At 62.8% G+C, this 18,534-nt stretch carries 16 protein-coding genes; 2 read left to right on the forward strand and 14 right to left on the reverse strand.

Translation table 11 applies throughout. The annotated features are described in order from the left end of the window. Window positions 1-27 precede the first annotated feature (27 nt). The 13 genes from WNZ15_RS13915 to WNZ15_RS13975 all read right to left on the reverse strand — a co-directional run bounded on the left by WNZ15_RS13915 (window position 28) and on the right by WNZ15_RS13975 (window position 13,371). The gene (locus WNZ15_RS13915) at window positions 28-651 is read right to left on the reverse strand and encodes a DsbE family thiol:disulfide interchange protein (protein ID WP_342893584.1); all 624 of its coding nucleotides are present in this window, start codon (window positions 649-651) and stop codon (window positions 28-30) included. Next, a complete protein-coding gene (gene ccmD / locus WNZ15_RS13920) occupies window positions 648-830 on the reverse strand; it encodes a heme exporter protein CcmD (protein ID WP_342893585.1) in 183 nt (60 codons plus the stop codon). Before ccmD ends, WNZ15_RS13915 begins: the two co-directional genes overlap by 4 nt. Window positions 831-834: 4 nt before the next feature. Further along, entirely contained in the window at window positions 835-1,602 is a 768-nt protein-coding gene (locus tag WNZ15_RS13925) for a heme ABC transporter permease (protein WP_342893586.1), read from the reverse strand. Window positions 1,603-1,680: 78 nt separating this feature from the next. Then, window positions 1,681-2,352, reverse strand: a complete 672-nt coding sequence (gene ccmB / locus WNZ15_RS13930; RefSeq protein ID WP_342893587.1) for a heme exporter protein CcmB — start codon at window positions 2,350-2,352, stop codon at window positions 1,681-1,683. Next, window positions 2,349-3,011 (reverse strand): heme ABC exporter ATP-binding protein CcmA, encoded by a 663-nt coding sequence (ccmA, locus tag WNZ15_RS13935; RefSeq protein WP_342893820.1) that lies wholly within the window; start codon window positions 3,009-3,011, stop codon window positions 2,349-2,351. The genes ccmB and ccmA overlap by 4 nt, the downstream gene beginning before the upstream one ends. A 168-nt stretch (window positions 3,012-3,179) precedes the next feature. Beyond that, complete coding sequence (locus WNZ15_RS13940; protein WP_342893588.1) at window positions 3,180-3,962, reverse strand: hypothetical protein; 783 nt, start codon at window positions 3,960-3,962, stop codon at window positions 3,180-3,182. 158 nt (window positions 3,963-4,120) lie between these two features. Next, window positions 4,121-5,059 (reverse strand): RDD family protein, encoded by a 939-nt coding sequence (locus WNZ15_RS13945; RefSeq protein WP_342893589.1) that lies wholly within the window; start codon window positions 5,057-5,059, stop codon window positions 4,121-4,123. Further along, the gene (locus WNZ15_RS13950) at window positions 5,059-6,057 is read right to left on the reverse strand and encodes a stage II sporulation protein M (RefSeq protein WP_342893590.1); all 999 of its coding nucleotides are present in this window, start codon (window positions 6,055-6,057) and stop codon (window positions 5,059-5,061) included. The genes WNZ15_RS13945 and WNZ15_RS13950 overlap by 1 nt, the downstream gene beginning before the upstream one ends. Then, window positions 6,057-7,334, reverse strand: coding sequence for a DUF58 domain-containing protein (locus WNZ15_RS13955; RefSeq protein WP_342893591.1), 1,278 nt, complete (start codon window positions 7,332-7,334; stop codon window positions 6,057-6,059). The genes WNZ15_RS13950 and WNZ15_RS13955 overlap by 1 nt, the downstream gene beginning before the upstream one ends. A 65-nt stretch (window positions 7,335-7,399) precedes the next feature. Next, window positions 7,400-8,356, reverse strand: coding sequence for a MoxR family ATPase (locus tag WNZ15_RS13960; protein WP_342893592.1), 957 nt, complete (start codon window positions 8,354-8,356; stop codon window positions 7,400-7,402). Continuing rightward, window positions 8,346-9,689, reverse strand: coding sequence for a hypothetical protein (locus tag WNZ15_RS13965; protein WP_342893593.1), 1,344 nt, complete (start codon window positions 9,687-9,689; stop codon window positions 8,346-8,348). Before WNZ15_RS13965 ends, WNZ15_RS13960 begins: the two co-directional genes overlap by 11 nt. Then, complete coding sequence (locus WNZ15_RS13970; protein WP_342893594.1) at window positions 9,686-10,420, reverse strand: DUF4129 domain-containing protein; 735 nt, start codon at window positions 10,418-10,420, stop codon at window positions 9,686-9,688. The genes WNZ15_RS13965 and WNZ15_RS13970 overlap by 4 nt, the downstream gene beginning before the upstream one ends. Window positions 10,421-10,578: 158 nt before the next feature. Continuing rightward, window positions 10,579-13,371 (reverse strand): bifunctional aconitate hydratase 2/2-methylisocitrate dehydratase, encoded by a 2,793-nt coding sequence (locus WNZ15_RS13975; RefSeq protein WP_342893595.1) that lies wholly within the window; start codon window positions 13,369-13,371, stop codon window positions 10,579-10,581. 619 nt (window positions 13,372-13,990) lie between these two features. Here WNZ15_RS13975 and acnA point away from each other — a divergent pair. Then, entirely contained in the window at window positions 13,991-16,666 is a 2,676-nt protein-coding gene (gene acnA / locus WNZ15_RS13980) for an aconitate hydratase AcnA (protein WP_342893596.1), read from the forward strand. A gap of 426 nt (window positions 16,667-17,092) precedes the next feature. Continuing rightward, window positions 17,093-17,689 carry a hypothetical protein gene (locus tag WNZ15_RS13985; protein ID WP_342893597.1) on the forward strand — a complete coding sequence of 199 codons (597 nt, stop codon included), beginning with the start codon at window positions 17,093-17,095 and terminating at the stop codon, window positions 17,687-17,689. Window positions 17,690-17,967: 278 nt separating this feature from the next. Here WNZ15_RS13985 and queF read toward each other — a convergent pair whose 3' ends face one another. Then, the gene (queF, locus tag WNZ15_RS13990; protein ID WP_342893598.1) at window positions 17,968-18,435 is read right to left on the reverse strand and encodes a preQ(1) synthase; all 468 of its coding nucleotides are present in this window, start codon (window positions 18,433-18,435) and stop codon (window positions 17,968-17,970) included. Between the last annotated feature and the right edge of the window lie 99 nt (window positions 18,436-18,534).

Here is an 18,534-nt window from a genome sequence, read left to right on the forward strand (position 1 = left end):
GAGGGAGACGTCCCGGCCGCCACCGGTTCAGTTCTCAGCCAGCACCTTTTTCAGTTCCGGCAGGAAGGTGTCCCGATAGGATCCAGGATTGAGCGGGCCGATATATTTGAAACGGATCATGCCTTTCGCATCGACGATGAAGGTTTCCGGGACCCCGTAGACCCCCCAGTCGATCGCTGTCCGTCCGGCCGCATCCGCGCCGATCCGGTCATAGGGGTTTCCCAGGCTGCCGAGAAACCGCCGGGCGTTTTCCGGCTTGTCCTTGTAGTTGATGCCGATCAACTGGACGCCGCCGACCCGGGCAAGATCCTCAAGCAGGGGATGCTCCTGCCGGCAGGGAACGCACCAGGAGGCGAACACGTTGACGACCGAGACCTTGCCGGCGAGATCGGCTCCGGAGAAACCGGGAACCTGGGAGCCATCGGCGGTCAGGCCCTCGACGGGCGGCAGGGCGACATCGGGCGCGGGTTTGTCGATCAGCGCGGACGGAATATCCTGAGGATTGCCGCCGAGCATGAGCTGAAACAGGAACAGTCCCGCAAGGGCCGCGAAAACGACAAGCGGCAACAGGACGAGGACCGGAAAACCGCGTCTCCCGGCGCGAGGCTCCTCGCCTCCATCCGAGCCGGCACCGGTCTGCGGAGCTGTCATGATGCGGTGTGTTCCTTGGTTTGGGGACGGGCGCGGGATATGCCCCTTGCCGCGAGGTCCTTCAGGGCCCGCTCCTGAAGAACCTTGTCGATGCGCACCCAGGCGATCAGGCCGAGCACGGTCGCAAGGCACAGGCCGTAGGAGGCGAGGATGAAGCCGGCATGGGGTCCGAGATCCATGACTTTACTCCGCTGGCTGGGTGGCGTTCGCCACCGTTCCGGGCTGCGCCGCACCGGCCGCGCGCAGGCGCAGGGAACGCACCCGGCGCCGCAGGATTTCGTTGCGCATGGCCATGAGATGCAGCACGAAAAACAGCAGCGTGAAGGCGATGGCCATGACGAGCAGCGGCCACAGGATGTCGGGATGAATGGTCGGCCCGCCGGCGCGCATGACGCTGGCCGGCTGATGCAGCGTGTTCCACCAGTCCACGGAGAACTTGATGATCGGCAGGTTCAGGGCCCCCACAAGGGTCAGGATCGCGGCGGCCTTGCCGGCCCGGATCGGATCTTCCATGGTGCGCCAGAGGGTCATCAGACCGAGATACATGATCAGCAGCACGAGCACGGAAGTCAGCCGGGCGTCCCAGACCCAGTAGGTGCCCCACATGGGTTTGCCCCAGAGCGAACCGGTGACCAGGGCCATGAAGGTGAAGGCGGCGCCGATCGGGGCCGCGCATTTGGCCGAAACGTCCGCCAGCGGGTGTTTCCAGACCAGCGTGCCGAGCGAGGACAGGGCCATGATGGAGTAGCACATCATGGCAAGCCAGGCGGCGGGCACATGGATATACATGATCCGCACCGTGTCGCCCTGCTGATAGTCTTCCGGGGCCACGAAGAAGCTCATGTAGAGACCGGCGGCGAACGCGATGACGCACAGGCCGGTGAGCCATGGCAGGACCACCTGGACCAGTCTCAGGAAACGCGTCGGATTTGCATAGTCCCAGATACTCATGGAACCGTTCTAATCTAGTGCGTTGCCCGCTTCAATGGACAAGACTGCCGCAGGCCCGCTTGGCGGGTGCCTATTTTGTCAGTCGGCCGCGAATCGGAGCGCGGCGGCCGAAGCGACCGGCCCGATGACGGCGGCGATCAGCGAGAGCGCGCACAGGATCAGGAAGGGTGTCAGGAACGGCACCGGATCGTGAATCGCGGCATCGGCTGCGCTGACGCCGAAGATCAGCACCGGGATCGCCAGCGGCACCACCAGCACGGCCAGCAGAAGCCCGCCCCGGCGCAGGGATACGGTCAGCGAAGCGCCGATGGCGCCGATCAGCGTGAGGGCCGGTGTGCCCGCCAGCAGCGTCACGGTGACGGCGCCCATCGCAGCCGGTTCGAGATTGAGAAAGATCGCCAGCATCGGTGCCGCGATGACGAGCGGCAACCCTGTCGCAACCCAATGGGCGAGGCACTTGATCAGGACGACCAGCTCCAGCGGCCGGCCCGCCATCAGCATGAGATCCAGCGTGCCATCGTCCCGGTCGGCCTGAAACAGTCGGTCGAGCCCCAGCAGCGTCGCTAACAGGGCACCGATCCAGAGGATCGCGGGGCCGATGCGCGACAGGAGGTTGAGATCCGGGCCGACACCGAAGGGAATGACGGTGACGACGGCCAGGAAGAACAGCACGCCGACCATTGCGCTGCCGCCGACGCGGACGGACAGGCGCAGGTCGCGCTTGAAGAGAGTCAGTGCCCAGGAGCTCATGAAAACGCATCCCCGATCGTCTGCGTGGCCGCGTCCGAGGCCTGCAGGTTCAGTGTCTGCTTCGAGGTGAGGGCCAGATCTGTATGGGTTGCCGTGATGATCATGCCTCCGGAGGCGAGATGCGCGTTCATGAGGCCGAGAAGCTGTTTCTCCGAGGCCGTGTCCAGCGCCGAGGTCGGTTCGTCCATCAGCCAGACCGGGCGTGCGGTGACCAGCAGGCGCGCCATCGCAAGGCGGCGGGTCTGTCCGGCGGACAGGAAGCCCGCGGGCAGATCGCAGGTGTGCGCGATGCCCAGGGTGTCGAGCGCCTGGCGGGGGAGGATCTCGGCGCCCTCGTAATCCGGGGTTTGGACGGCGTTGGTGAAACTCATCCAGAATTCGAGGTTTTCGAGCACCGACAGGGACGGCTTGACCGCGTTCTGGTGTCCGAAATAATGGGCGTGCTCGAATGTGGCCCTGTCCTCTTCGCCGCCATCAAGCCGCAAGGTTCCGCCTGCAAGGGGTACAAGACCGGCCAGGGTCCTCAGCAGGGACGACTTGCCGATGCCGTTGGCGCCGGTCACGACCAGGGCACTGCCGCTCTCAAGGTGAAACGAGATATCCTGGAACACCCGGCGTCCGCCGCGGTCGATGGTCAGGTTTTCGGCTATCAGCTTCAGGGCATTTGCTCCGGCGGAGTGGGATTTCCTGTCTTGTTAGTGGGCCGGGCCGTTCGGAAGCAAGGAAAAATCCCGAAGCTCAAACGTGCCCGAGGCATATGAGAGGCATTTGAAAAGGGGGACGATGAAGCGGAGCGCGGCCGCAGGGCACCGCGCTCCGGTTGCCGGTCAGTCGAAGACGGAGGCGATCTGGTCGACGCTGACGCCTTCCTTGATCTCGCGCAGGCGGGCGTAAATCAGGGCAACGATGATGCTCAGGAAGCCGACGCCGATGGTCGAGATGGCGGCAAACAGGAGCACCGCAATGACCATGCCGGCGGTGCCGGTGATCGCGATCAGGCCAACGATGAACATGGCGACAATGTTGATGAGCATGGCGCAGATCAGCGCCAGGATGAGGGCGCCGAGGATCGGCCAGCGGTATTCCTTGGTGAGCGCCCGGCTGCGGCCCATGCCACCGAATCCCGCCCGCTCGATGACGATTGCAGGAGCGATGACCGAAAACACCGCATAGATCCACAGGCCCGGAACGATCAGCAGCATCATGCCGATACCGACCAGGATGGTCACGACGATCGAAATGACCGCGAGCGGGACGACGGCGCTCAAGGCCGGGCCGACATATCGGCCGATCTGAACTGGCCGCGCCAGTTTCGCATCATAGGCGAGCTGAACCAGAAGGGCGGTGGTGACGGAATAGACCACCATGTTGATTATGAAAGACACAACCATGGCGATCCCCTCGCCCGGGCTGTCGAATGTCTGTGTTTCCACCCCTAGGGCGACGCCGAATCCGGACAGGACGCCGGAGATCAGCAAGCCGATCAGGGTCGGTACAAAACCGATGATGACGACCTTGATGAAATTTCCGAAGAGGATCGAAAAGCTTTCGCTGATGATCGAGCCGACGCCGAGCGCGGCTTTGGGTTGTTGGGTGGTTGCGTCTGTCATTGGATATGCTCCATGTCATTCAAAATAAAGTCAAAAAGCGAATTTGAATTCCAAATTTCAAGTGTCCGCAGAGGCGGAATTTTTTGTGTTCTCACCATATGTCCAACCGGCAACAGCCTCAAGCGCAGGATTTTTCCTGCGTGCGGCCTCTGCTCCGGTCACGGGTCCGCGGGATCGGGGCTCTCCTCCTTGTCCTGGGCATAATGCTTGTTTTCGCGCCGGTCGCCGAACAGTTGCCGTTGTTCGAGATGCTGGCGCTGGGCGTTGTAGAAGGCGTTGAGGAAACGCAGCCGGTCCTGCGGTGGTACCGGGTCGGCGTAGCCGATTTTCCTGCGGATCTTCTCGACGATGACGGCGACGGTCGCCGATTTTCCATCGGCGGCTCCGGATGCCGGCCGTGCACTCTGGTTGCGTAGCAGCGTTTCAAGTGTCTGCAGTTCGAAGGCGCCGTAATGGTCGAGCTGGTGGGCCAGGAAAACGAACTTTTTCCTGCCGGCCGCCGGCAGCGGTGCATCGCTGGCAAGATCCTTCAAGAGCACCGGCACGGGCAGGTGAATCACATGGGTGCCTGCCATCATGTCGCCCAACCGGCGGCGGTGCCGATTGAACAGCGGAACGCACAACGCTATCGACACCCAGGCCAGTGCAGCGACCGATTCCAGTGGCGTGGCCGCATCCAGTGTCAGCAGAAGGGTCGCGGGCAGGAAGATTTCCGCTTCCTTCATCAGGTTGCGCAGCACCAGGGCGTGCGCGGTGAGCGGGCCACCATCGTGGGAAACAACCTTGATCTTCATCAGCCGCTTGCCGAGCGTCTGGCCGTTCCAGGCGAGCTCGGCGCAGATGTAATAGGGCACGCGGATCAGGAAGAACAGCAGGGCGCCGACGGCGAACATGGTCTGCGGATCCGAGATGTCCAGAACCAGGAGCAGGATCAGCAGGCAGACCGCGGCGACGGTGGTGATGACGATGTCGGTGATCTGGGCGGTGAAGCGCACGCCCAGACCCGCGACGGGCAGGGTCAGGGCAACGCCTTCCGGCGGCATCAGAATGTTCGGGGACGGCAAGGCCCGGCGGCGTTCCTTCCAGCGGCGCAGCATCAGGAGCGCTCCCGTCCGGCCAGCACAAACCACAAGAGCCACAGCACGCCGATCCCCCAGCCGATCGCGAGCCGCGCATCGGTCTCCTCGACGAGCTGGCGGGGGAAGCCCTCCAGGATCGCGGCGACCAGAAGCATGAGCGCGGCGACCAGCGCCAGCTTGACGGCATCCCGGCCCGCGTATCGCAAGGCATCCGCCCGTGTCCGGTTGCCCGGAAACAGCAATGCCGTGCCGAGTTGCAGTCCGCCGCCACAGGCGATGCAGATGGCCGACAGCTCGGTGACGCCGTGAACGGACAGCCAGCCGGCGAGGTCCGGGCCAAGGCCCCGGTCCACGTGCAGGGCGACAAAAGCGCCAAGGCTGAGCCCGTTGTAGAAGGTCAGAAGGGCAGCTGGCGCGCATGCGAACACACCCAGGCCGAACACGAATATCGCGATCCTCGTGTTGTGCGAAAACAGAAAGGTCGCGAAAGCCCCGAGACCGCTCGTTCCGGTCTCGTGACCGTAGAGAATCGAACGCAGGGAATCGGTGGTCGCGTCGGGGCCCCGTCCCCCCGCCATTTCCGAGGGCATGAAAACGTAGAACCAGTCGTTGTTCTCGAAGTAGAGCAGGTATCCGGCCAACGCTCCAAGTCCCATGCACAGGAAGCCCAGGAGGATGTAGAGCCAGCTCCGGCGCATTGCCTGCGGCGCGCTCCTGGTGAAGAACCGTGCGATGACACCGCCAAGCCTTTGCTGCGGGGCATAGACACACAGGTAGGCGCGGGCCGTAAGGGCTTCCAGGTAACCCAGAAGCGCCTTGTCGAGAGAGATTTCCCGTGCGATGGCGAGCGAGGTGGTGGCCTGCCGGTAGAGGGACGCCAGATCCCGCGTTTCCGCGAAAGTCATGTGTTGCAGGCCTCTGGTCTCCGCGGCCGTGACGAGATGTTCCAGCCGCCGCCAGTCCGCCTCGCGCTCCTTGCGAAACCGTGCCGAGCGGATGAGGTCGTCACCGTTCATCAGATCAGCTCCCGTGCCTTGATCTCGAGATAGGTCGAGATGAGGCGCGCCGTGATCGCGTTCGGCCTGGCGTCGACGATCGTGACGCCCATCCGGCCGAGCCGCTCGAACACGAGCCGGCGCTCGTTGATCGACTGGTTGGCGGCGACCAGCGCGGCCGCGCCGTCAAGATCGTCCGGTGCAGCCTCGACAAGCGTTTCAAGGTCCGGATCGCGGATGGCGACGAAGATCACGAGATGGCGCTTCGACAAAATTCCGATGTTCTCGATCAGGAGTTCGGCGGAGGTGGTGTCGACAAAATCCGTGAAGATGATGATCAGGCTACGTTTGGGCGTGCGCGCGTTCAGTTCGGTCAGCGCGAGCGTGTGGTTGGTCTCGCGGCTGACATAGGAGAGTTCCGCGGTCCAGCTGCGCAGGCGGGAAAAGGCGGTGCGGCCGGGCGCGGGTGCGGAAAAGGTGCGCGGGCGCACGTCATAGGAGTAATGCCCGACCAGATCGCCGCCGATCGATGCCGCCCATGCGGTGGCAAGTGCCGCGGTGACCGCATGGTCGATCTTGGGCAGCCCGGCGATCTCCTCGCGCATCAGATAGCCGTTGTCGAGCGCGATGATCACATGGTGGTTGCGTTCCGCGCGCAGTTCCTTGGCGACCAGCGCGCGTCTGCGGGCGGACCGTTTCCAGTCGATTGTCTTGATGTCCATGCCCGCAACGAAGTCACGCAGTTGCTGGAACTCCGAACCCTCGCCGATGGCACGGTTTTCCTTCACACCATAGAGCGTTGACGTCACGGTGGTGGTGATCTGCCCGGACTGGACCAGGCGGATATTCGGAACGACCCGGATTTCCGCGCCCAGAGCGAGACGCGGCACGAATTCCAGCAGCCCGAGCCGGGAGGGCCAGCACAGCCAGAGGTGTTCGAAACGCCAGAGGCCCCGGCGCACGGCCCGGCAGGAGACCGTGGCAATGGCGGTGCCGGCGGGACCCGGCACGAAGGCGATGGGCGCATCTCCCGCCGACCCGTTGCCTGGCCCGTTTTCTGGCGCGTTGTCTGGTCCGTTGTCCAGTCCTTCCGGCCACTCCAGTCTGGCGCCGAGGCCAGGGGGTGCTGCTTCGATCTCAAGGCGCAGGGTGCCGGTTTCGCCCACGAAAATTTCCGCCGGGGCGTCGAAATCCAGAGCATTGGGGCGCCGGAAGGATAGGACAAGGTCAACGGCCAGAAGGAGCGCGAGGACAATCCACGGCAGCCAGCCGAGCTGGCGCAGCGCATCGCCGGCCACGACCGCGACCAGCGACAGGGCCAGTGCGGCCGGCCCGAGTACGAGCAGTCGTTTGGATGGCCGGATCAGCGGGGCGCCTCGATCTGATTGAGAATGTTTTCCAGAACCTGTTCCGGACTGCGGCCCTCTATCTCCGCCGCCGGGCCGAGAACGATGCGGTGGCGCAGGGCGGGGACGAACAGCCGCTTGACGTCGTCGGGGATGGCATAATCACGGCCGTTGAGCGCCGCGGTTGCCCGCGCGGCGCCCGCCAGCGCGTCGGCGGCGCGGGTCGAGGCGCCAAAGGCGATTTCGGAGCTTTCCCGGGTCGCCCGGATCAGCCGCAGGATATAGGCGAGAATGTCGTCCTTGAGGATGATGTCGTCGATGATGCCCCGGGTGTCCGCCAGGGCCGCGGCATCCAGCACCTTGGAAAGGCTTTCCGTTTCCAGCCCGGCTTCCAGCGGCTCCGCGGCATGCTGCCTGAGGATTGCCATCTCAATGTCTTCGGGCGGAAAATCGATCACCAGCTTGAACAGGAACCGGTCAAGCTGGGCCTCGGGCAAGGGATAGGTGCCCTGTTGCTCGATCGGGTTCTGGGTTGCGATCACGAGGAAATCGCTGCCAAGCGAATGATCGGCGCCGTCGATGCTGACCTTGCGCTCGCTCATGGCCTGCAGCAGTGCGGCCTGGGTCTTGGGGGGCGCACGGTTGATCTCGTCGGCAAGAAGGACCTGCGAGAAGACGGGCCCCTTGGTCAGAACGAAGGCATTGGTCCGGAAATCGAAGATCGAGGTGCCGAGCACGTCTCCCGGCATCAGGTCCGGTGTGAACTGGATGCGGCCGAAGTCGAGTGCCAGCGCGGCCGCGAAACTGCGCGCCAACAGCGTCTTGGCGGTGCCCGGCGGGCCTTCCAGCAACACGTGGCCACGGGCGAAGAGGGCGACCAGCATGAGATCGACGACCTCCTCCTGGCCAAGCACCGTCCGGCCGATTTCGGCCCTCAGTGCGTCCGTGCGTGCGCGCAGGGCGTCAAGCGTCATGGCTTATTTGCTCCAAAACCTGTTCCAATTGGTCGATCTGGTGAATGGCCTCGGCTGCCGGAAGCCGGGCGGGAAGCGCGCGGATGGCAGCCAGAACGGCCCGCAGCCGGAGGGTCTCTTCCGGATGCCGCCGGGCGGCATAGGCGAGAAAGGCTTCCTCGCCGGAATAGTGGCGCGCGTAAGCCGGTCCGAACAGGCTTGCGGCCGTGGCGGCCAGGCGCGCCGTGGCATATTCACGGATCAGGGCGCCGTCCTGGCCGGACAGCCGCATGAGCCGGGCGCGGGCGCTGACGGCGAGCATCTTGCCGGCGCCCGGGCCGGACCCTTCGGGCCGGACGGGTCCGTTGCGCAAGGCGGCGCGCCACAGAAACAGTGCCAGAACCAGAGCGGCGCCGGCCCATAGTGTCACGAATGGCGGGCCGAAAAAGCGGGCGAGATCGTCCCAGGTCCGTTCGCGCGCCGGCTCGCTGACGGGATCCCGCAGCCAGATGTCACGGCTGTAGTCGATGACGATGTTGCGGTCTCCCGCCCTTGAGCCCAGGACATCAAGCGCAATCTGCGCATTGTCGCCCAGACGCAGACCGTGATTGTTCAGGAGATCCGGATCGGCGAGCACCAGAATGCGGTTTTCCGTCCGGCTGCCTGCCTGGTTGTCCGGGCCGGCATCGGTGGCCAGGGGACAATCGGCCAGAAGCATGGCCGCCCCTTGCCCGATGACCGGCCTGCAATCGGCATTCGTGAACATCTGCGCGGCGTAAATCCGGGCCGTGAGATCTTCGCCTTCGGGCGACCGGTAGCTGAAATCGGTGAACGGGCTGTCGGCGGAAACAGCCGCGATGTCGGTGCCGCCGGTCAGCTTTTCCAGAATGTCTTCCAGCCGTTCGGTCTCGACATTGAGGACAGGATGGGCAAGGCCGGTCAGGCGCATGCCGCTGCGCCATTTCGGCAGGACCACAAGGGCGGGCACTCTTCGGGCCTTGGACGTAATGACCGGGGTGAGGAGGTCGTATTCGTCCTGCTGCCGCAGCAGTTCCTCCGTCGTCACCGGCCGGGGCCGCGCCACGTCGAGCCTGGTGTCGTGGAGCGGGATCAGCAGAAGGCCGACCGCCGTCTGGTCCATCAGCCAGCCGCCGGTGAAATTCTGGGCGCTGACACCATTGGCGGCCAGCCACACCTGCAGGCCGTCAAAACCGGCCGGGGAGCGGCGCAGGGATTGCTGCTGCTGAGACAGCACGTACCAGCCGGCTGACAGCACGACCAGGCAGATCAGGCCGATGATGATCATTTCCAGGCGCGGTCCGCGCGCGTCGGGGCCGGTTGCGGTCTCGCTCATGCGGGTCCCGTCCCCAGAAGGGGCCGGCACTGGTCGACATGGGCCCGGAACTCCTGTTCCGTCACGTCGCGTCCGCCGAAGTGCACGCGTTCGCTTGCCAGGACCAGGTCGCGCAGTTGGTCCAGATACCGCTGGCCCGGGGGCAGATGGCGCAGGGCGTCGCGGGCGGTCCAGCTGCGTTGCATCAGGATGCCGTTTGCGGCCACGGTCGCCGCCAGCACCTTGCGCATCAGCAGCACCAGCGCCTGCCGCCGGTCCTTCATGTGCAGGATGTCCTCGAGCGTGCCGGTTTTCTCTGCCCAGTCCGGTGCCTCGGTCCGGCGGCCCGGCCGATCCCTGACCACGTTGCGCGCCTCCCGCCCGAGCGAAACGGTCATGCCGCCGCCGAAGCGATACACCCCATAGGCGATTGCCGCGAGGATCGCGGCGGTGACCAGGCCGACGATCCAGCGGGCGGTGTCCGATGCTTCTTCGCGAACACTCAAGGACCCATCGTCCGAAGTTTGTCCGGTGCCTGCGCCGGGCTGCTGCCGGGTTTTCAGATCCGGCGCGGGGCCGGCCGGATCGAAATAGGTCACATCGGTGTCGATGCGGCGGAACCGCAGTGCCTTCAGATAGGCGTCTCCCGAGGCACCGATCTCAATTGGCGTGCGCACGGCTTCCTGCGCCCTGGCCGGAACCAGGGAAGCAATCAGGATCAGCGGGGCGAGACCTACCAGAAAACGGCGCATGAGAGTTTTCTAGAGTGTGTCGCATCAATATGGAACCATTTGATACGACACGCTCCAGCGTGCTTGTCCGAACCGGCGCAACAGACAGCCGCCACCCCGGGCCGTCCGCCTGATTTTGACGGCTGGCCGGGAGCGGCGGCTGGCAGGGGTCCGTTCTCCTAGAAATGAACCGATCTGGCGGCGGCCGGTTTTTGCAGCGGCGGAGCGAACTTGGTCAGATCGATCCCTTCCACGGCAGCCTTGTACTCTTCGATGCTCGGTGTTCTGCCAAGGACTGCGGAAAGCACCACGACGGGCGTCGAGGCGAGCAGGGATTCGCCCTTTTTCTCTGCGGAGTCCTCAACGACGCGGCCCTTGAACAGACGTGTGGACGTCGCCAGAACCGTGTCACCCTTCGCGGCTTTTTCCTGGTTGCCCATGCACAGATTGCAGCCGGGGCGCTCGAGGTAGAGGATGTTTTCGTAGTCGGTACGGGCGGTGTTCTTCGGTGCGGTGTCGTCGAACTCGAACCCGGAATACTTCTGGAGAATACTCCAGTCGCCTTCTTCCTTGAGTTCGTCGATGATGTTGTAGGTCGGGGCTGCGACCACCAGCGGCGCCTTGAACTCGACCTTGCTGTTGGTCTTCTCGAGATTTTTCAGCATCTGGGCGACGATCTTCATGTCGCCCTTGTGAACCATGCAGGACCCGACAAATCCGAGGTCAACCTTCTTTTCGCCCCGGTAGTAGGATACCGGCCGGATCGTGTCGTGGGTGTATCTCTTGGAGATATCCGCGTTGTTCACATCCGGATCGGCGATCATGGGTTCGTCGATCTGGTCGAGATCCACGACAACCTCGGCGAAGTAGCTGGCGTTGTCGTCCGGCGTCAGTGCCGGCTTTTCGCCGGACCGGATTTCTCCGATCCGCTTGTCGGCAATGTCGATCAGTCCCTGGAGAACCTTGGTGTCGTTGTCCATTCCCTTGTCGATCATGATCTGAATGCGGCTCTTGGCGATTTCGAGCGAGCCGATCAGGGTGTCGTCGTTGGAAATGCAGATGGATGCCTTGGCCTTCATTTCGGCCGTCCAGTCCGTGAAGGTGAACGCCTGGTCGGCGAGCAGGGTGCCGATATGGACCTCGATGATGCGCCCCTGGAAGACGTTGTCGCCGAACTGCTTGAGCATCTGGGACTGGGTCGCATGGACCACGTCACGGAAATCCATGTAGTCCTTCATGGAGCCCTTGAAGGTCACTTTCACCGATTCCGGGATCGGCATCGTGGCCTCCCCGGTCGCCAGAGCCAGGGCAACGGTGCCGGAATCCGCTCCGAAAGCCACACCCTTGGACATGCGGGTGTGAGAATCGCCGCCGATGATGATGGCCCAGTCATCGACCGTGATGTCGTTCAGGACCTTGTGGATCACATCCGTCATCGGATGGTAGACATCCTTCGGATCTCTTGCCGTGATCAGACCGAACCGGTTCATGAATTTCATGAGCTTGGGGATGTTGGCCTGCGCCTTCAGATCCCAGACGGAGGCTGTGTGGCAGCCGGACTGATACGCGCCGTCGACGGTGGGGGAAATCACCGTCGCGGCCATGGATTCCAGTTCCTGCGAGGTCATCAGACCGGTGGTGTCCTGGGAGCCGACAATGTTCACCTTGACCCGGACATCCGAACCCGCGTGGAGGACGGTGCCCTTGCTCACGCCGACGGCATTCGCGTTGAAGATCTTCTCGACGGCGGTCAGACCCTGGCCTTCGTGAGACACTTCCTTGGACGGCGCGAACACCGGCGGCAAATCGATGCCGAGGGTTTCGGCCGCGAAGCTCTGCAGCTTCTTGCCGAAGACAATGGCATAGGAGCCCCCGGCCTTCATGAATTCGACCTTTTGGGGGTTCAGCGACGACGAGATATCGACAAGCTCTTCATCGCCGGCTTCGTTGTAGAGCTTCCGGGTCTTCGTATTGATCGTGAGGACCGTGCCTGTCTCGACAGAGTATTTCTGCTCGAGAACGGGGTTGCCGTCGTTGTTCAGGATCGGCTTGCCGTCGTCGCCCAGTTTCTTGACCCAGTTCTTCAGGTCGATGCCGATGCCGCCGGTCACGCCGACGGTCGTCAGGAATATGGGGGAAATGCCATTCGTGCCGGCAACTACCGGGGCAAAGTTGACAAAGGGCACATAGGGGCTGGCCTGCTTGCCTGTCCACAGCGCGACGTTGTTGACACCGGACATCCGGGAGGAGCCCACGCCCATGGTGCCTTTCTCGGCGATCAGCATGACGCGCTTGTCCTGATGCTGCAGTTTCAGCGCCTCGATTTCCTTTTGCGCCGCCTCGGTAATCATGCACTTGCCATGCAACTCCCTGTCGGAGCGCGAATGGGCCTGGTTTCCGGGAGACAGCAGGTCGGTGGAGATATCACCTTCGCCGGCGATATAGGTGACGACCTTGATTTCCTCGTCGAGTTCGGGAAGTTTGGTGAAGAACTCCGCCTGTGCGTAGCTTTCGAGAATGTCCCTGGCGATCTCGTTGCCTGCCTCCAAGGCAAGCTTCAGCCGGTCGGTGTCCGCCTCATAGAGGAAGACCTGGGTCTTGAGGACTTCGGCTGCGTCCCTGGCGACGGACTGGTCGTCGCCGAGGGCCAGATCGAGCAGAACCTCGACCGAGGGACCGCCTTTCATGTGTGACAGGAGCTCGAAGGCGAAGGATTTCGAGATTTCCCCAACGACCGACGTGCCGAGAATGATTTCTTTCAGGAACTTCGCCTTTTCACCGGCCGCGCTCGTCGTGCCGGGCAAGGTATTGTAGATGAAGAACTTGAGGGATTCTTGCCTGTGTTCGTGCCCCGGATCCTTGATCTGGTTGACGATCTCCTTGACGAGTGCGCCGTCTTCGATGGGCTTGGGATGCAGGCCCTGGCCTTTGCGCGTGTCGATCTCATTCAGGTAGTCTGTGTACAAGCTCATGGTGATCCCGGCGTCCTGATGGTTTGAGTCAAGCATTTGCATCTTTGTACGCGACACCGATTGCAAATGTTTGAATCTCCAAAACCACTCGTTATTTATTTATGACTGGTGGCATTCCTGAATTTGACTTTTGAACCGGAGACCGGTCGAAACCGGGTCCCGCCTGCCAAACTCGAACCACCAGAAACGGCTGAAGCCCGGCTGCCGGCCACTGTCGGTCCGACGAGCCGGTTGTCAAGCTGGTTGAGCGTGGTCTTAATTGAGTATACAATGGTATGCAATAATTTTCTGAGCTTTGAATGCAGGACCTGATCCGATTGCGGCATCAGCGGTCGCAGTCGCCTCGACAGCCTGACGGCCCCTTTCAAACCACCGTAGGCCAACCGGTTCAAGGACGAGGTGCGGCAAGGTGATGTCTGGTGAAGGGGGGCAAAGATTGCTATAGGGGCGGCGCATCGACTTGCGGCGGCGACTGAGGGAGAGGCTCTCTATCGTATCCCCGCGGAACTGCTTCGGATGACACTGCGTTTCCAAAGAGCGTCCGGAGTTATGAGAGATTACGCCAGGCACCGGATCGGACGCGGCCCGGACCTGCGGACACATTAGGAGATCGCGCGTTGTGACCCAGTCCCTCGATAGCTTCAAGTGCAAGAAAACGCTGACCGCCGGCGGCAAGACCTATACCTACTTCTCTATACCGGAAGCCGAAAAGAACGGTCTGGAAGGCGTGTCCAGACTGCCGTTCTCGCTGAAGGTCGTTCTGGAGAACCTGCTGCGCTTCGAAGACGGACGCACGGTCACCCGGGAAGACATCGTCGCCTGCGCGGAATGGCTGAAGACCCGCAAATCCTCTCACGAGATCTCCTATCGCCCCGCCCGTGTGCTGATGCAGGATTTCACCGGTGTCCCGGCGGTTGTCGATCTGGCCGCCATGCGCGACGCCGCCGTCAAGCTTGGCGGCGATCCGGAGAAGGTCAATCCGCTGGTGCCGGTCGATCTCGTCATCGACCACTCGGTGATGATCGACTATTTCGGTACCCAGGACGCCTTCCGCAAAAACGTGGAACTGGAATACGTGCGCAACAAGGAACGCTACGAGTTCCTGCGCTGGGGCCAGTCCGCCTTCAACAATTTCCGCGCCGTTCCACCGGGAACCGGTATCTGCCACCAGGTGAACCTGGAATATCTCGCCCAGACCGTCTGGACGAAGGAAGAGGACGGCGAAACCGTCGCCTATCCGGACACGCTGGTCGGCACGGACAGCCACACGACCATGGTCAACGCCTTGGCGGTGCTGGGCTGGGGCGTCGGCGGCATCGAGGCGGAAGCCGCCATGCTCGGCCAGCCGATCTCCATGCTGATCCCGGAAGTCATCGGCTTCAAGCTGACCGGCAAGCTGAACGAGGGCATCACCGCGACCGACCTGGTGCTGCGCGTCGTGGAGATGCTGCGCCAGAAGGGCGTTGTCGGCAAGTTCGTCGAATTCTATGGTCCCGGCCTTGACAACCTCAGCCTGGAAGACACGGCGACCATTGCGAACATGGCGCCGGAATACGGCGCCACCTGCGGCTTCTTCCCGGTCGATGCCGACACGCTGAAATACCTGCATGCCACCGGCCGCGACGAGGACCGCGTTGCGCTCGTGGAAGAATATTCCAGGGCACAGGGCATGTTCCGTGCAGGCGGCGAGGAGCCGGTGTTCACCGACACGCTGGAACTCGACATCTCCACCGTCGTTCCGGCCATCTCCGGCCCGAAACGCCCGCAGGACCGCATCAACCTTGCCGACGCCGCGGCCGGCTTCGCCACGACCATGGCGGAGGAGTTCAAGAAGGCGGACGCGCTGTCCAAGCGAGTTGCCGTCGATGGCAAGGACTATGATCTGGGCAATGGCGATGTGGTCATCGCAGCGATCACCTCCTGCACCAACACGTCCAACCCGTCTGTGCTGATCGGCGCGGGCCTGGTTGCCCGCAACGCCCTGAAAAAGGGTCTCAAGGTCAAGCCATGGGTGAAAACCTCGCTGGCGCCGGGGTCCCAGGTGGTGACCGACTATCTGAAAAAGGCGGGCGTTCAGGACGATCTGGACGCGCTGGGCTTCACGCTGGCGGGTTACGGCTGCACCACCTGCATCGGCAATTCCGGTCCGCTGGATCCGGCGATTTCCGCGGCGATCAACGACAACGACCTGATCGCCTGCTCGGTGCTGTCCGGCAACCGCAACTTCGAGGGCCGGGTGAACCCGGATGTGCGCGCCAACTACCTGGCCTCGCCGCCGCTGGTCGTCGCCTATGCGATCGCGGGCAACCTGAACGTCAATATCACCGAGGATTCCCTCGGTAACGACCAGGACGGCAATCCGGTCTATCTGAAGGACCTGTGGCCGACCACGGCCGAGATCACCGACCTGATCCGGTCCTCTATCAACGAGGAGATGTTCCGCGAGCGTTACGGCGACGTCTTCAAGGGCGACGAGCACTGGCAGGCAATCAAGGTGGAAGGCGGCATGACCTATGGCTGGCCGGCTGCCTCGACCTATGTCCAGAACCCGCCTTACTTCGAAGGCATGACCATGGAGCCCAAGCCGCTTCAGGACATCAACAATGCCGCCGTCATGGGCCTGTTCCTGGACAGTATCACCACCGATCACATTTCTCCGGCCGGCAACATCAAGGCCGACAGCCCCGCCGGCACCTATCTGGCGGAACACCAGGTCGCCCAGAAGGACTTCAACTCCTATGGCGCGCGCCGCGGCAACCACCAGGTCATGATGCGTGGCACCTTCGCCAACATCCGCATCAAGAACCAGATGGTTCCGGGTGTCGAGGGCGGCGTCACCATGAAGGACGGCGAGCAGAAGTGGATCTACGACGCCTGCATGGAATACAAGGAAGCCGGTGTTCCGCTGGTGGTCTTCGCCGGCAAGGAATACGGCACCGGGTCTTCCCGCGACTGGGCCGCCAAGGGCACCAATCTCCTCGGTGTGCGCGCTGTCATTGCCCAGTCCTTCGAACGCATCCACCGTTCCAACCTGGTCGGCATGGGCGTCATCCCGCTGACATTCAAGGACGGCGAGAGCTGGCAGTCGCACGGGATCACCGGCAAGGAACGGGTGACCATCCTGGGCATCGCCGACATCAAGCCGCGCCAGATGATGGATGTCGAAGTCACCTACGAGGACGGCACAACCAAGACCATCGAGTGCCTTTGCCGTGTCGATACGCTGGACGAGCTGGAATACATCAAGGCCGGCGGCATTCTGCACTACGTGCTCAGGAACCTGGTGACGAGCTGATCGGTCAGAGGATCAGACAGCTGAAGATTACAGCGGGCCCTTCGGGGCCCGTCAGACCGCTGACAAACTCACCTGAGTCATTCCGGCCGGTCTGCAGCGCAGCTGCATGGCCAGAGCCGGAAACCAGCGCGTCCTTCGCGCCGTAGGTGCGTCTTTAATAATAATTTCAAATGCTTGACTTGCTCTGGTGCTCGCCTTCGCTCGCGCTGACGTTCTGGGTTCCGGATCAGCGCGCAGCGTCGCTGCACTTGTCCGGAATGACCATCCGAGAGTTGGTCATCAAGCTGGTGACCCTTCGAGGCCCGTTTTGCTGACAAGTCAAGACGTCTGTCCTGTCCGGAAGTCGGGGCAAGGATTGTCAGCGCCCTGAAAACGATGTTCCATGCTGATCGGCGATTTTCAGTGTGCATTTGTTCGGGAGGATTCATGAGACAGATATTAGCAGCTACGCTCTTTCTGGGCGTAACCGGCCAGGCCGCATTGGCGGATCCGTGCCAGGACAAGTTCACCGAACTTTACCTGCAGCTCGACCAGGGCATGCCGACCAAAACGATTGCCACGACCGCCTTCAAGGGGGCGCCGCCCTCGACCAACGAATTCCTCCATGTCAGCCAGGATCACTACATGACCGTGCCGACTTCCCCGGCCGGTCCCTGGGTGCTCGGCTATAACAACGTGCTTTATCAATCCGGGGACGAGGGCAAGACCTGGCAGAAGGTGCGCGAGATGGAAACCGGCCAGAATGCGGACAAGGCGCGTGCCGACAAGCTGACCAATGCCGAAACCATTCGCAGCGCCGCTTGCGGCGAGGAGGACCTGGGCGGCGAGACCGTGGACGTGGTGGCGGCCGATATCACCGTCAGCCAGGGCATGGTCACGGAGAACCGCTACACCTACTGGGTCCGGCGCGGGGATGGCTTCATCGTCAAGGCGGTCTACGACACCACGGCGCCGAGTTTCGAAATGACGACCACGCAGGTCATCGAAAAGGCCCCCGGGCTGACACTGCCGGCACCGGAGTGAGGGGAGAGTCTCTCAAGAAGTGGTCTTCCCCGACTTGATCGGGGATCCATTCGTTTCCAGAGCAGGAGGGCTTTGGGAATGTCCCTGGCGGCACGGCTCTGCGCGTTGGCGGCGGACCGTACCCGCAGCACCGTGACCCGGGTCCCCGATCAAGTCGGGGGCGGCCGTAGGGAGGAGGGGTGTCTTGTGTCTCCTTGCGGCCCTTCGCCATGGTTCCGGGCGGTCGACTTTCAAAAAGCGAAATCGTCCGCTTTTTGCCGGCTTTGCCGTCCCGCCCCTCACCCCCTGCCGCGATACGGCGCGACGCCCTGCTCGGGGATCCAGACGCCTTCCGGGGCCGGGCCGGTCTGATAGAAGACGTCTATCGGGATGCCGCCACGCGGGTACCAATAGCCGCCGATCCTCAGCCACTCGGGCTCAAGCAGGTCCACAAGACGCCTTGCGATGGAGACCGTGCAGTCCTCGTGGAAGGCACCATGATTGCGAAAAGACCCCAAAAACAGCTTCAGCGACTTGCTCTCCACCAGATAGTCCTTCGGCACATAGTCGATCACCAGATGGGCGAAATCCGGCGCGCCGGTGATCGGGCAGAGCGAGGTGAATTCCGGAGCGGCGAAACGGACCATGTAAAGCGTGCCGGCCTGCGGGTTCGGCACCTTTTCCAGCACCGCCGTGTCCGGACCGTCGGGCAGTGCGGTGGCGGTGCCAAGCTGGGTCAGGTTTTCATAGATGGTTTTGTCTGACATGGATTTCTCTTTTGTCACGACCTCATCCTTCGAGACAGCGCGATTACGCTTCCCCGGGATGAGGAGAAAATTGCGGCACGATGCTCATGCGTGGAAAGC

Source organism: Roseibium sp. AS2 (assembly GCF_038900065.1).
GTDB lineage: Bacteria > Pseudomonadota > Alphaproteobacteria > Rhizobiales > Stappiaceae > Roseibium.

Coding starts and splice junctions, on each gene's coding strand:
- WNZ15_RS13970 (WP_342893594.1), bottom strand. CDS start 10,420: ATGCGCCGTTTTCTGGTAGGTCTCGCCCCGCTGATCCTGATTGCTTCC.
- ccmD (WP_342893585.1), bottom strand. CDS start 830: ATGGATCTCGGACCCCATGCCGGCTTCATCCTCGCCTCCTACGGCCTG.
- WNZ15_RS13960 (WP_342893592.1), bottom strand. CDS start 8,356: ATGACGCTTGACGCCCTGCGCGCACGCACGGACGCACTGAGGGCCGAA.
- WNZ15_RS13985 (WP_342893597.1), top strand. CDS start 17,093: ATGAGACAGATATTAGCAGCTACGCTCTTTCTGGGCGTAACCGGCCAG.
- WNZ15_RS13950 (WP_342893590.1), bottom strand. CDS start 6,057: ATGAACGGTGACGACCTCATCCGCTCGGCACGGTTTCGCAAGGAGCGC.
- WNZ15_RS13940 (WP_342893588.1), bottom strand. CDS start 3,962: ATGACAGACGCAACCACCCAACAACCCAAAGCCGCGCTCGGCGTCGGC.
- WNZ15_RS13945 (WP_342893589.1), bottom strand. CDS start 5,059: ATGCTGCGCCGCTGGAAGGAACGCCGCCGGGCCTTGCCGTCCCCGAAC.
- WNZ15_RS13975 (WP_342893595.1), bottom strand. CDS start 13,371: ATGAGCTTGTACACAGACTACCTGAATGAGATCGACACGCGCAAAGGC.
- WNZ15_RS13965 (WP_342893593.1), bottom strand. CDS start 9,689: ATGAGCGAGACCGCAACCGGCCCCGACGCGCGCGGACCGCGCCTGGAA.
- WNZ15_RS13925 (WP_342893586.1), bottom strand. CDS start 1,602: ATGAGTATCTGGGACTATGCAAATCCGACGCGTTTCCTGAGACTGGTC.
- ccmB (WP_342893587.1), bottom strand. CDS start 2,352: ATGAGCTCCTGGGCACTGACTCTCTTCAAGCGCGACCTGCGCCTGTCC.
- queF (WP_342893598.1), bottom strand. CDS start 18,435: ATGTCAGACAAAACCATCTATGAAAACCTGACCCAGCTTGGCACCGCC.
- WNZ15_RS13915 (WP_342893584.1), bottom strand. CDS start 651: ATGACAGCTCCGCAGACCGGTGCCGGCTCGGATGGAGGCGAGGAGCCT.